This is a genomic window from Anaerolineales bacterium (assembly GCA_037382465.1).
Classification (GTDB): domain Bacteria; phylum Chloroflexota; class Anaerolineae; order Anaerolineales; family E44-bin32; genus WVZH01.
The window spans coordinates 1-13,869 of sequence record JARRPX010000082.1; the positions used below are offsets into that span (position 1 = coordinate 1).

The window sequence follows — 13,869 nt, forward strand, 5'->3', positions numbered from 1 at the left end:
TCTGGGACTGCGCGTGCCGTTGGAGAGCGATGCGGTGGAAGTCGACTCGATCGAGAGCGTTTACCCCAATGCCAACTGGCACGAACGAGAAGTGTTCGATTTGTTCGGCGTAGATTTCAAGGGGCATTCTGATCTGCGCCGCATCTTGATGCCCAAGGATTGGGAAGGCCATCCGCTGCGCAAGGATTATCCCTTGGGATACGAAGAAGTCCAATTCAGCTTCAACTTCGACGAAATTGATGATCAAAAGCCGTACGCCAAAGAATAGTGGGATCGGAATCATCGATGGACACTGACGACGCAAAGCAAGCCATGGACACCACACTCGAAGAACTCAGGCACCTGGTCTCCGATCGGGCGCTTGAGGGAGAAACCATGCTGCTCAACATGGGTCCGCAGCATCCGAGCACGCACGGCGTGCTGCGTTTGCTGCTCGAACTCGACGGCGAACGCGTGATCAATTGCGTGCCCGACATTGGCTTTCTGCACACCGGTATCGAAAAGAACATGGAATCCAAGACCTTCCACAAGGCCCTGGTGATGACCGATCGCATGGATTACCTCAACAACCTGGGAAACAACCTGTGTTATTGCCTGGCGATCGAGAAGCTGGTCGATCTGGACGTCCCCGAACGGGCGCAGGTCATCCGTGTCGTCCTGGCCGAGTTGCAGCGCATCGCTTCGCATCTGGTCTTTTTAGCCACCCATGCTTTGGATACGGGTGCGATGTCCGTTTTCCTGTACTGTTTCCGGGAGCGGGAAATCATCCTCGACATTTTTGAAATGTGCTCCGGCGAACGCATGATGACCTCCTTCATCCGTCCCGGCGGTTTGTGGCGGGACGTGCCGGAAGGTTTCGAGGACGCGGTGCGCAACTTCATCCGCATATTCCCCAAACGGCTGAAACAGTACAGCAATCTGTTGAGCAAGAATCCGATCTACCTGAGCCGTTCGAAAGGGATCGGCCCGATTTCAGGCGAAGATGCGGTAAGCTGGGGACTGACCGGTCCGAATTTGCGTGCTGCCGGCGTACCCTTCGACTTGCGCAAGGCCAATCCCTACAGCGGCTACGAAAGCTACGACTTCGACGTGCCGGTAGGCACGAGCGGTGATGTGTTCGATCGCTACATGGTGCGTTTGCAGGAGATGGCACAATCGCTGCGCCTCGTGGAACAAGCGCTCGATCATCTTCCAGGCGGGCCGGTGCGCAGTGACAATCGCAAATTCGTGCCGCCTCCGCGCTCTGAAATCGGCACCAGCATGGAGGCCTTGATCCACCATTTCAAATTGTGGACGGAAGGTTTTTCGGCGCCGGAGGGTGCGGTGTACGTCGCCGTAGAGTCGCCACGTGGTGAGTTGGGTTGCTACTTGGCCGGGGACGGTGGTCCCAAACCCTATCGTGTTCATTTCCGCACGCCGAGTTTTGCCGCCATCCAGGCGATTCCTGTCCTGGTAAAAGGTTTTTTGGTCGCGGATATCGTGGCCATTATCAGCAGCATCGATCCGGTCTTGGGCGATTCGGATCGCTGAGATGCTGGAACACATTCGATCGTTCGATTCCATGATCATGGAGTTTGACATTGCTGGTTGACAAACATCGTTCGGCAATCGACGCCATACTGAAGAGGTTTCCGCCGGATCATAAGCGATCGGCCGTCCTGCCCTTGCTCTACCTGGCGCAGCACGAGTACGGTTCGATCACCGACGAGGCGGTGGATGAAATCGCCGGATTGATCGGAGTCGATCCCACGCAGGTTGCCTCACTCATCGGTTTCTACACTCTCTTTCACGAAGGAGATGGCGGCACCTACCGCATCCAAATCTGCACCGATTTTCCCTGCTCGCTGCGCGGAGCAGGAGCATTCGCCGACGAACTATGCACACGTCTGGGAATACAAATGGGAGAAACGACTCCCGATGGCTTGATTACGGTGGAAGAAGTCAAATGCGTCGCGGCCTGCGACCGGGCGCCGATGTTCCAATTGCAGGACAGCGAAGGAATCCATTATCACGAGCATCAAACCGTGGAATCGGCGATGGCGCTGATCGAGATGCTGCGTGCGAGGCAGTCCGATGCCTGAATACATTCTGCTGCGTCATCGGGACGTTCCGGATATCGACCAGCTCGACGTCTATCGCAAACATGGCGGTTTCGAAACCTTGAAGGCCGTCGTGGCCGAGAAGTCTCCCCAGGAAGTGATCGACATCGTCAAAGCGGCGGGACTGCGCGGGCGCGGCGGTGCCGGTTTCCCAACCGGTGTGAAGTGGAGTTTCCTGAGCCCCGGCGTGTTCCCGCGCTACGTCGTGGCCAATGCGGACGAATCCGAACCGGGCACGTTCAAGGATCGCGAGATCCTGGAGCATAATCCCTTTCAATTCCTGGAAGGGGTAGCCATCTGTTGCTACGCCGCCCAGGCGCAGACGGCGTACGTCTACTGTCGCGGAGAATTCTGGGATCTGGCGCACGAACTCGAGCGCAGGATCGACGCTCTCTACGCTGCCGGTCTGCTCGGCAAGCGGATATTCGGTGCGGATTTCAACCTTGATATCCACGTTCATCTGGGCGCCGGAGCGTACATCTGCGGTGAAGAATCGGCGCTGCTGGAGTCGTTGGAAGGCAAGCTGGGTCAGCCCCGTTTGCGGCCGCCATTTCCTGCCGCAGAGGGACTTTATGCCAAGCCCACGGTGGTCAACAATGTGGAGACATTGACCAACCTGGCACCTATTCTGAGCCGCGGTGTGGACTGGTATCGTTCCATAGGGACGGAAAAAAGTCCAGGCCCTAAGGTTTTCTGTTTATCGGGACAGGTGGAAAAACCGGGGAATTACGAACTCCCTATGGGCACCACGTTTCGCGAACTGATTTACGAACACGGCGGCGGCGTTGCCGGTGGGAAGAAGATCAAAGCCATTATGCCGGCAGGTGCGTCCGCATCGTTGCTTCCGGCGACGGATGAGGTCCTGGATACCACGATGGATTACGAATCGGTTCCCAAAGTGGGCTCGCAGCTGGGATCGGGCTCTATCATCGTGATGGATGAAAGCATCGACATAACATGGCTGATTGGAAATACCACGAACTTTTTCAAAATCGGGCAAATGTCTCTGCGCTTTGGGAGAGTTTGCTGTGATGCCCGTGCTTTCGGGGATCAAACTTTTCCGCGCGGATTTCGAGAGTCACACCAGGGATGGACGATGAGTGAAACGTCGGTAACGTTGACGATCGATGGAATGGAAGTGACCGTGCCCAAGGGCACGTTGATCGTGGATGCTGCCAAGAAAGTCGGTATCGACATCCCGGTGTTCTGCTACCATCCCAAGATGAAACCGGTGGGTATGTGCCGCATGTGCCTGGTGGAGATCGGACGTCCGGCGAAAGACCGGCAGACCAATAAGCCGGTTTTGGACGATCACGGAGAACCGGTCATCCGTTTCGGCCCCAACCTGGAAACGGCCTGCACGACGCCGGTCGGTGATGGTTGGGTCGTACGCGTCAGCAGCGGCGTCGCACGCGCCGGACACAAGCAGATCGTCGAATACCTGCTCACCTCGCACCCGCTCGATTGTCCGGTTTGCGATAAAGGTGGCGAATGCCCGCTGCAGAATCTGACCATGGAACACGGCCCGGGCAAGAGCCGCTTCCTGTACAGCGAGAAGATGCACCTGGCCAAGCACGTCCCCCTGGGCGAGTTGATTTTCCTGGATCGAGAACGCTGCATCCAGTGCGGGCGTTGCGTTCGCTACCAGGACGAGGTCGTCGGGGAACCGGTGATCGCTTTCAAAGACCGCGGCCGGGGGATCGAGATCGTGACCTATTCCGAACCGGGGTTTGATTCCTACTTTTCTGGCAACACAACAGACATTTGCCCGGTCGGTGCCTTGACCACGTCGGATTTTCGTTTCGGAGCCCGCCCATGGGAAATGCACAGCACGGCTTCGATCTGTTCTCATTGTCCGGTCGGATGCAACCTGATGCTGAATACGCGCCGCGAGGCGAGCTCCGGCGGCTGCGAAGTGATCAAACGCGTGATGCCCCGCCAAAACGAGTGGGTCAACGAATTGTGGATTTGCGACAAGGGCCGTTTCGCCCACCACTTCATGCAGAGCGAAGCGCGGGTGACCAAACCCATGGTACGCAAGCGTGGAAAACTGGTGGAAGCCAGTTGGGATGAGGCGTTGTCCCAAACCGCGAAGGCCTTGAAAGCCGCCAAGAATCTGGTCGGCCTTGCTGGGGGCCGCGCTTCCAACGAGGATCTGTACGTTTTCCGCAGCCTGATCGAAAAAATCGGCGGCCGCGCCGTTCTGGACGATTCCCTGGCGGGCGGTGACGTCGTGCAGCAAGTCGGTCTGGGAAGCGGCTCCAATTTATCGCAGCTGGGTGCGGGAGACGCCGTCCTGATTGTGGCGAGCGACTTGCATGAAGAGGCGCCGCTGTGGTGGCTGCGCTTGAAGCAGGCCGGCGATCGCGGCGCGACGCTGGTGGTCGCCAACGGCCGGCCGACGGCATTGGATGCCCATGCCGGCCACGTACTGCGTTATGCATATCCGCAGGCCGCGCAGACGGTGCTGGGATTGCTGCATGCCTTCAAGAAGCAGAAGGATCTGGCATCCTATGCAAAGGACAAAGACGTTCAGGCGGCGGGCCGTGCGCTGGCAGACGCCGAAAACCTGATCGTGTTTTACGGCGGAGAAGGATTGGCGTATTCGGAAAGTGAAGCGCTGGCATCGGCCTGCGGCGCTTTGATTCAGGCGACGGGCCGTGCCGGTCGGCCGAACAACGGCTTGATCGCCGTCTGGCCGCGCCACAACACACAGGGCGCCTGGGACATGGGCCTGCGGCCGGAAGCGAAGGGCCTGGCTTCCACTTTGAAGAAGGCCGACGCGCTCTTCGTCATGGCGGCTGATCCGCTGGGCGATGATCCAGATCTGGCCGATGCGCTTCAAGAAGAAACGTTCCTCGTTGTGCAGGAGTTGTTCCTGACCCCGACTGCACAGCAAGCCGACGTCGTCTTTCCGGCCGCTGCGATCGCCGAGCGGGAGGGCAGCTACACGTCCGGCGAGCGGCGCGTTCAGCGTACTTACACCACGCTGCCGGCGCGAGGCGAATCGCTTTCCGATTGGCGCATCCTGATGCTGCTGGGCGGCAAGATGGGATATGAATTCGAAGCCGACTCCGTGGCGGAAATATTCGCAGAAATCGGCTCGGTCGTTCCCGCTTACGCCGGGGTGAGTTACACGGATCTGGCAAAATATGAAGACCAGTGGCCGGACGTGGGAGACGAGGATCTCTACTTTGCCGGCACGGCTTTCAAGAATCATCAAGGCCTCGGTGTGCAGTTGACCTCTGCAGCAGAGCGCGGTAAGAACCCGGAAATTACCTGGACTGTGCCGAAAGCGCAAAAATCCAAGGATGGATTTTTACTTGTGCCGATTGTCGAACTCTACGATCGCGGTACGACGGTGATGCCTTCGGAAGTGCTGCATCCGCGGCTCGTACCAACTCGACTGCGTATCCATCCCGAGGATGCGGAACGCATCGGAGTCGTGGATGGAGGCCGGGTCGAACTTCGTGTGAACGGCCGTGTGGAAAAGATCGATGCCAGTGTGCGCCATGATTCCGTCGAGGGCGTGTTGCTGCTGCCCCGCAGTCTCGATGTCGTCGTTTCGCATCCGGCATACGTGAAAGTCAAACCGCTGGGGAAACAGGAGTAGGAATGGACATCGCATTGCTGCTGGAATGGACGATAAAGTCGTTGATCATCCTGGTGATCTTCGTCGTCCTCGGTGCGGCCTATCTGACCTACTTCGAGCGGCGCGTACTGGCCCGTTTTCAGACTAGAATCGGACCGAACCGCGCGGGACCGTGGGGCTTGCTGCAGCCGATCGCCGACACGGTTAAATTGATATTCAAAGAAGATTTGATCCCCGCACAGGCGGACAAGGTATTGTTTATCCTCGCGCCGGTGATCACGGTTATACCGGCGATGATTTTGTTGGCCGTGATTCCCCTCGGACCGAAGGTGGCGGGCATCAGCCTCGACTTGGCGTCGGATATCAACGTCGGTGTGCTCTACATCATGGCCGTGGCTTCGATTGCGGTGTACGGCATCACGATTGCCGGGTGGTCCTCCGGAAATAAATATGCCTTGATGGGCGGCATTCGCGCCACGGCGCAGATGATCAGTTATGAATTGTCCTTGACCCTGGCTTTCATTGGTCCGATACTGTTGACGAATTCCCCCAACCCGCTAAGCGTGGACGAGATCGTCAAGGCGCAGCATGGTTTGTGGTTCGTCTTCCTGCAGCCGGTCGGTTTTTTGATCTACCTCATGGCTGCGGTGGCGGAGGTCAACCGAGCGCCCTTCGACCTGCCCGAAGCCGAGCAGGAATTGACGGCCGGATACCACACCGAGTATTCCGGCATGAAGTTCGCATTATTCTACCTGGCCGAGTACGGCAAGATGTTGGTGATCAGTTTCATCGGGTCGACCTTGTTCTTGGGAGGCTATTGGGGTCCATTCGTGAACCGATTTCCGCTGCTCGGGCCGGTGTACCTGTTGGCGAAGGTGTTGGTGCTGCTGTACTTCATCGTCTGGCTGCGGGCTACGTTCCCGCGCCTGCGTTACGACAAATTGATGGGATTTGGCTGGAAGTTCATGCTTCCCCTGGCAATTCTCAACGTGATGGTTACGGCGACGGTGATTGTGTTGGTGGGAGGATGAGCCATGAATCCGTTTGAACTTTTACACGGCTTATGGACGACGTTTCTGAATTTCCTGGAAACGCCGGTGACGTATCAGTATCCGGAAATCAAGCGGCCGGTACGCGAGCGCTTCCGTGGCCGCCATGAATTGAAGCGCTATGACAACGGCCTGGAGAAATGCATTGGATGCGCTTTATGCGCGGCGGCTTGTCCCGCCGATGCGATTTTCGTCGAAGCGGCGGAAAACACGGACGAGGAACGGTATTCGCCCGGCGAACGCTACGCAAGCACGTACGAGATCAATTTCCTGCGTTGTATCTTCTGCGGTTTCTGCGAGGACGCCTGTCCTACGGAGGCGATCGTCCTCGAGCACAATTACGAGTTGTCATATTACGATCGGAGATCGGCGATTTACGGCAAGGATAAATTACTGGTGCCGGTACCCGAAGGCGGTAAGCTGACGCCGATGAAAGTCGAAGCGGGTAAATTCGACCGTGCGATCCCGGAGATGAATGATCCGACCTAGCTGCCGGCAAATGGATACAACACTGGCTCTCAGGTTGATCCTGGAACGTTCGGCCCATCAGGTCGAGACATGCGAAAGGTAAACGATTAGGAAACATTATGGACGTTGATCTGCTCTTGTTCATCGGTATCGGGCTCGTCGCCGTACTTTCGGCGATCAGCATGTTGGCGAGCCGAAACGCGATTTACTCGGCGCTGTTTCTGGTGATCAATTTCATCACCGTCGCCACGTTGTTCTTACTGATGAATGCGGCCTTTATCGCCATGGTGCAGGTGACGGTGTATGCCGGTGCAATCATGGTTCTCTTTCTCTTCGTCATTATGTTGCTGGGCGCTGAGCGTCTGAAACCGACCGGGAGCCTGCCCTGGCAGCTTCCGGTGGCAATCCTTTTAGGTGTGGCGCTGATCGCCGAGGTGGTGTTTGCGCTCTTCCATGGTGCGTCGAACACAGCGCAAGGCCTATCCGGAAACGTGGCACAGGGATTTGGCAGCCCCACCTCGATCGGGCTGATTCTCTTCGATCAATATCTCGTTCCTTTCGAGATCACCTCGATTTTGCTGCTGGTGGGCATGATCGGGGCGGTGGTGATCACGCGCGATCGGGGCAAGGAGAGCCGATGAACGTTCCGTTGAACTATCTCTTGGTGCTTTCGGGGGTTCTCTTCACCATCGGTGTTTTGGGTGTGCTCGTGCGCCGAAACGCTATCGTGATATTCATGTCCATCGAATTGATGCTCAACGCAGCCAACCTGGCTTTAATCGCCTTCGCACGCTCGTTCGCCCCGGCCGCGGAAGCGCTGCGGGGGCACGTCTTGGTTTTCTTCGTCATCGCCGTCGCTGCGGCAGAAGTGGCTGTCGGCCTGGCTTTGATCGTGGTGATCTTCCGCAGCAAGAAGAGTATCGACGTCGATCAGGTGAGCAGCCTCAAGGGCTGATCTCATTCATGGAGGGAATGGATGTTGTCGAGTGAGATTGTGGGAGGCACTGGCTTGTTTTCAATTGCCCCGTTAATCATCGCCTTCCCCATCCTTGGCCTGTTGATCAACTTGATCTTCGGACGTCGATCGAGCGAGAAGTTCGTGGGAATCGTTGCCAGCAGTGCGATTGGCCTGGCGTTTGCCGTTGCGGTGGCCCAATTCGTGGCGCTACTCGGGCAGCCGGCGGGAGCTATGGTACACGTCGCCGATTGGATCACGATCGGGGAGTTTTCCGTGTCCTGGTCCCTGAAGGTGGATACACTCTCGACGACGATGATGCTCATGGTGACGGGCGTGAGTACCTTGATCCACATTTACGCCATCGGTTACATGCACGACGACGTGCGGTTCCAGGGCGATCCCGGACGGTACACACGGTTCTTTATTTTCTTCAATCTCTTCGTCGCGGCGATGATGATCCTGGTGACCGCCGATAACTTCCTGATGATGTTCGTTGGTTGGGAAGGCGTGGGGTTGTGTTCGTACCTGCTCATCGGTTTCTGGTACGAAAAAGGTGCAGACGGCATCGGCAACGCGGTAGCGGGCAAGAAGGCCTTCGTGACCAACCGGATTGGCGACTTTGGTTTCCTGATCGCCATGTTCTTGATTTTCGGCATTGTGGGCAGCCTGCAGTTCGATGAGGTCTTCTATTGGGTACACGAGCATGGCCTGACAAACGAGGGCGTGATCACCGCCATCACGTTGTTCTTACTGCTCGGTGCGACGGGCAAATCGGCGCAGATTCCGCTTTATGTGTGGCTTCCGGACGCCATGGCCGGCCCGACGCCGGTTTCGGCACTGATCCACGCCGCCACGATGGTCACGGCCGGGGTTTACATGATCGCCCGCAACCAGGCCCTGTTCGCTGTTTCTGAATTCTCGTCGTCACTGGTGGCGATTATCGGTGCGGCGACGGCGCTGTTCGCGGCGACGATCGCCTTGGCGCAGTTCGATATCAAGAAAGTGCTGGCCTATTCCACGATCAGCCAATTGGGGTACATGATTGCTGCGGTCGGGATCGGGGCGCAGGTCGCCGGGATGTTCCACCTGCTGACCCACGCATTTTTCAAGGCGCTGCTTTTCCTATCCGCGGGATCGGTGATCCTGGGCATCGAACACGGGCATCACCACGTCGAACACGGCTCGTCCGGTGGCGCAGAAGATTTCAACCCCAACGACATGCGCAACATGGGTGGACTCCGTTTGCGCATGAAAACGACCTTCTGGGTCTACCTGGTCGGTGCACTCGCGCTCTCCGGCGTGCCGCCTTTCGCGGGATTCTTCTCGAAGGACGAAATCCTGACGGATGCGATGCAGGAGAACATGCTTGTCTACATCCTGCTGGCCGTAGCGGCATTTTTCACCGCTTTGTACATGGGCCGACAAATACTGATGGTGTTTTTTGGTAAAGCTCGATCGGAGACTGCCGAGAAGGCGCCGGAGAATCCGCCGATTGTTACCGTGCCACTCATCTTGCTTGCGCTTGGCGCAATCGTCGGCGGCGTTCTCAATTTTCCTGGCCTGCATACGCTCACCGATTGGCTCGAATATACCTTGCACGTGCACGTTACCGAGTTCAATCTTCAGGTGTCTCTCATTTCGACCTGCCTGGCTTTACTGGCCATTGGAATTGCCTGGCTGCTTTACGGTCGCAAGCCAATACAGAAAGGACAGGTCGATCCGCTGCGTAGATTGTTGGGCCCACTTTTCGTAGGAATGGAAAACAAGTGGTGGGTGGACGAGATTTACAACGCCATCATCATTCGTCCCTACATCGCGCTGGCGGCTTTCCTGGCCGACGTCGTCGATTGGCGCTTCTGGCACGATTGGTTTCACGACACGATTCTGGCACGTTCTTTCCGCGCCGGTACACATTGGCTCAGTTCGGCGTTCGACGCGCACGTCATCGACGGTGCGGTTAATGGGTTGGGCAGCCTGACAAAGGCGGCCGCCGCCCGCTTGCGCCTCGTCCAGACGGGATACGTCCGCAACTATGCCCTGGCATTGTTTGTGGGCGTGCTGCTGATATTGAGCTATTTTCTTTTCGTATAACAAGGAATGGCGATGATCGAACCGAAAATAATTCTTACACTCGTGACCTTTGCTCCTCTTCTCGGCGTATTGGTGATTCTCTTTCTTCCACGCGAACGGCGAAACGCCATACGAACCGTCGCCCTGATCGCCTCGTTGCTCGCATTCGTTCTATCGATACTCATGCTGCTGCAGTTCGACCGTACGAGCGGCGATATGCAAATGGTCGCAAGGGCGAACTGGTTCCAGCTTGCGGGCGTAAACATCGAATACTTCCTCGGCGTGGATGGACTCAGCCTTCTGCTCGTGCTGCTGACCACGTTCGTCACCACCCTGGCGATTCTCTCGACCTGGACGGCGATCGAGGAGCGGGTCAAGGAGTTCATGATCTTCTTCCTGCTCCTTGAGATTGGAATGGTGGGCGTCTTCCTGGCGCTCGATCTCTTCCTTTTCTACGTCTTCTGGGAATTCACGCTCGTGCCGATGTACTTCCTGATCGGAATCTGGGGTGGACCACGTCGTATCTACGCCGCAATCAAATTCTTCCTCTACACCATGGCGGGTTCGATCTTGATGCTGCTCGCCATACTCTGGCTCGGTCTGCATTTCAACAGCTTTTCCGTACCGGATTTGATCGCCGAGGGGAACATCCCGGCCAACATCCAAACCTGGCTGTTCCTGGCCTTTGCAGCCGCTTTCGCGATCAAGGTGCCGATGTGGCCCCTGCATTCCTGGCTACCGGATGCGCACGTCGAAGCGCCCACTGCCGGATCGGTGATCCTGGCGGGTGTGCTGCTGAAAATGGGCACGTACGGTTTTCTGCGCTTCAACATCCCGCTTTTCCCGAACGCAACCGTACGTTTCGCTCCCTGGGTGGCGCTGCTCGCCGTGATCGGGATTCTCTACGGTGCGGCGGTATCCTACGCGCAGAAGGACGTCAAGAAATTGGTGGCGTATTCTTCCGTCAGCCACCTGGGTTTCGTGATGCTGGGTCTCTTCGCGCTTAATCCCGTAGGCCTTCAAGGCGGCATCCTGCAGATGGTCAACCATGGGTTGAGCACAGGAGCCTTGTTCTTGCTCGTCGGCATGATCTACGAGCGGCGTCACACGCGGGAAATGGACGCATTCGGCGGGTTGTGGAAAATCATGCCCGTATACGGCGCCTTGATGTTGATCGTCACGCTGTCCTCGATGGGACTGCCGGGGCTCAACGGTTTCGTGGGCGAGTTTACGATTTTACTGGGATCCTTCAATTCGGAGGCGCTTGGATCCCACTTGTTTGCCGGGTTCGCCGCGGCTGGTGTGATCCTGGCGGCGATCTACTTACTCTACATGTTCCAGAAGCTGTTCCTGGGTCCCACAGATAAAGAGGAAAACAAGCGCTTGAAGGACTTGAATTGGCGGGAAATCGTCATCCTGGTTCCCATGCTCCTGATGATTCTCTGGATCGGCTTGTATCCGAAGCCGTTTTTCGAGTTGATGGCGCCTTCCGTGGATAAAGTCATTGCGACCTTGCAGGCAGTCAGTGTAGCGGTGCGGTAAATCATGGACCTACACGATCTAACTACGATCCTTCCGTTTCTCATCATCATCGGCTGGGCCTGCACCTTGCTGATCGTGGATCTCTTCATCCCGGACGACAAAAAGGGCTTGACGGCCTTTCTGGCCGCCGCAGGCCTGGTTGCGGGTCTGGCTGCGGCGGTGCAGCAACTGGGGATGCATGATGAAGGATTCGGGGGAATGATCATCGTGGACGGCTACACCGCCGTGCTGCAGATCCTCTTCCTCGGAGTCGGCCTGTTCGCCGTCATGCAATCCTACGATTACATCAAACGCAAGGGAATCGAACGCGGCGAATATTACATATTGCTGCTCTTCACGCTGAGTGGAATGATGCTCATGGCCAACGCCGGTGATTTGATCGTCGTTTTCCTGGCTTTGGAGTTGCTCTCGCTACCGCTTTACATACTGGCGGGTTTTGCGCGCCCCAATCTGCAGTCTGAGGAAGCGGCGATCAAATACTTCCTGCTGGGAGCGTTCGCTTCGGGCTTCGTGGTATACGGCATTGCGCTCGTCTTCGGCGCCACGATGACGACTTCGCTGGCGGGGATCGTCGCCGCGGCCAAAACACCTTCTGTGCTTTTGTTGTTGGGCGGCGGCATGTTTCTCGTCGGATTGGGCTTCAAAGTCGCCGCGGTTCCGTTTCACATGTGGACGCCCGATGTTTACCAGGGTGCGCCATCCGCGGTGACGGCGTTCATGTCCGTCGGAGCAAAAGCCGGAGGCTTCGCGGCGCTGCTGCGCGTGTTCGTTACTGCCTTTCCGGAGCTGGCTTCGTATTGGGGCCCGCTGGCCATGTGGATCGCTGCGCTGACCATGGCCTGGGGGAATATTGCGGCGATCGCACAGAGCAACATCAAGCGCATGCTGGCCTACTCCAGCATCGCGAACGCTGGATACATCCTTATCGCATTGCCGGCGGCGGCGAATTCAGCCGTCGCACCGGAGGCCATCCGCGCTGCACTTTTTTACCTGATCGGCTATGCCTTCACCAATCTCGGAGCATGGGCGGTCGTACTTACGCTGGAACGCAAGGAGGGCGGAGGGCTCGAAATCGAGGATTACGCCGGGTTGGGGGAAAAGCAGCCGGTCCTCGCGCTCGCCATGGCGGTTTTTATGCTTTCTTTCACCGGCATACCGCTCACTGTGGGTTTCGTCGGGAAATTCTATATTTTCCGCGCCGCGATCAATGCGGGATTGATCTGGCTTGCCCTGGTCGGTGTGATCACGACATTGATATCCGCATACTACTATTTACGCGTCGTCGTCGTGATGTACATGAAATCGGGGGAACCGCAGACACGTTCGGAAGGCTGGTTGAAGATCACCGTTCTTCTCACAGCCCTGGGAACGCTGTTTTTCGGTGTGCTGCCCGGGTTGCTGCTCGAGTTTGCGGGCCAGGCTCAGTTCCTTTCCTACATCCCTTGAAACTCACTTGCTGCGGTGTCATCCTTAAATAACCACACGCAGAAGGTCTCCGATTCATATCACTCAACCGAATGTTCTATAATGCTTATATGCATACGGCGGCGCATCAGGTTGCTTTGCGATGGCCTGGCACAGCGTATCGCCGCCGTTGAAGGTTCCTGGATGTTGAAGGCTGCACGATGGACGAAGTGAGGGCACACCTGCACATTCGTGGTCGCGTACAAGGCGTGAGCTTCCGTTATTACACGCGCCAACAAGCCGTCTCGCAAGGCGTATCGGGCTGGGTGCGCAATTTGTGGGACGGGCGCGTGGAGGCGGTCTTTCAAGGCGATGAAGCGAGGGTGAAAGAGGTCATCGCCTGGTGCAAACGCGGCCCGACATCTGCGCGCGTGGACGATGTGCGCGTGCGTTGGGAAAAGCCGCTGGAGGAAGAAACCAGGTTCGGGATCCGGTCCACGGCGAGAGGCAGATAGTATGAAACCTGGACCGAAGATCGAGAGCATACGTTTCGGCAAGATCATCATCGATGGTCATGCCTATAATCGGGACGTGATCGTGCTGCCGGATCGCGTTTTGCCCAACTGGTGGCGTGTGGAAGGACACTCACTCTGTCTCGAGGATCTGCAGCAAGCGCTGGCAGATCGG

At 57.2% G+C, this 13,869-nt stretch carries 12 protein-coding genes; all 12 read left to right on the plus strand.

The window, feature by feature from the left end; genetic code table 11:
* Positions 1-268, plus strand: a 268-nt coding sequence (locus P8Z34_15460; protein MEJ2552072.1) for an NADH-quinone oxidoreductase subunit C, incomplete at its 5' end; no start/stop codon positions are given.
* A gap of 17 nt (positions 269-285) precedes the next feature.
* On the plus strand, positions 286-1,530 hold the full coding sequence (gene nuoD / locus P8Z34_15465; protein ID MEJ2552073.1) for an NADH dehydrogenase (quinone) subunit D: 1,245 nt from the start codon (positions 286-288) through the stop codon (positions 1,528-1,530).
* A 50-nt stretch (positions 1,531-1,580) separates the two neighbouring features.
* Complete coding sequence (locus P8Z34_15470; GenBank protein ID MEJ2552074.1) at positions 1,581-2,081, plus strand: NAD(P)H-dependent oxidoreductase subunit E; 501 nt, start codon at positions 1,581-1,583, stop codon at positions 2,079-2,081.
* Positions 2,074-5,712, plus strand: coding sequence for an NADH-quinone oxidoreductase subunit NuoG (gene nuoG / locus P8Z34_15475; protein ID MEJ2552075.1), 3,639 nt, complete (start codon positions 2,074-2,076; stop codon positions 5,710-5,712). Before P8Z34_15470 ends, nuoG begins: the two co-directional genes overlap by 8 nt.
* 2 nt (positions 5,713-5,714) lie before the next feature.
* A complete protein-coding gene (gene nuoH / locus P8Z34_15480; GenBank protein ID MEJ2552076.1) occupies positions 5,715-6,722 on the plus strand; it encodes an NADH-quinone oxidoreductase subunit NuoH in 1,008 nt (335 codons plus the stop codon).
* Positions 6,723-6,725: 3 nt separating this feature from the next.
* A complete protein-coding gene (nuoI, locus tag P8Z34_15485) occupies positions 6,726-7,229 on the plus strand; it encodes an NADH-quinone oxidoreductase subunit NuoI (GenBank protein ID MEJ2552077.1) in 504 nt (167 codons plus the stop codon).
* Between the two features lie 98 nt (positions 7,230-7,327).
* Positions 7,328-7,849, plus strand: a complete 522-nt coding sequence (locus tag P8Z34_15490; GenBank protein ID MEJ2552078.1) for an NADH-quinone oxidoreductase subunit J — start codon at positions 7,328-7,330, stop codon at positions 7,847-7,849.
* Positions 7,846-8,163 (plus strand): NADH-quinone oxidoreductase subunit NuoK, encoded by a 318-nt coding sequence (gene nuoK / locus P8Z34_15495; protein MEJ2552079.1) that lies wholly within the window; start codon positions 7,846-7,848, stop codon positions 8,161-8,163. The genes P8Z34_15490 and nuoK overlap by 4 nt, the downstream gene beginning before the upstream one ends.
* A 21-nt stretch (positions 8,164-8,184) precedes the next feature.
* Entirely contained in the window at positions 8,185-10,257 is a 2,073-nt protein-coding gene (gene nuoL / locus P8Z34_15500) for an NADH-quinone oxidoreductase subunit L (protein MEJ2552080.1), read from the plus strand.
* A 12-nt stretch (positions 10,258-10,269) separates the two neighbouring features.
* Positions 10,270-11,778: an NADH-quinone oxidoreductase subunit M gene (locus tag P8Z34_15505; protein ID MEJ2552081.1), complete on the plus strand. Its 1,509-nt coding sequence runs from the start codon at positions 10,270-10,272 to the stop codon at positions 11,776-11,778.
* Between the two features lie 3 nt (positions 11,779-11,781).
* Positions 11,782-13,224 (plus strand): NADH-quinone oxidoreductase subunit N, encoded by a 1,443-nt coding sequence (locus tag P8Z34_15510; protein ID MEJ2552082.1) that lies wholly within the window; start codon positions 11,782-11,784, stop codon positions 13,222-13,224.
* A gap of 179 nt (positions 13,225-13,403) precedes the next feature.
* Positions 13,404-13,697 carry an acylphosphatase gene (locus P8Z34_15515; protein ID MEJ2552083.1) on the plus strand — a complete coding sequence of 98 codons (294 nt, stop codon included), beginning with the start codon at positions 13,404-13,406 and terminating at the stop codon, positions 13,695-13,697.
* Positions 13,698-13,869: the final 172 nt, after the last annotated feature.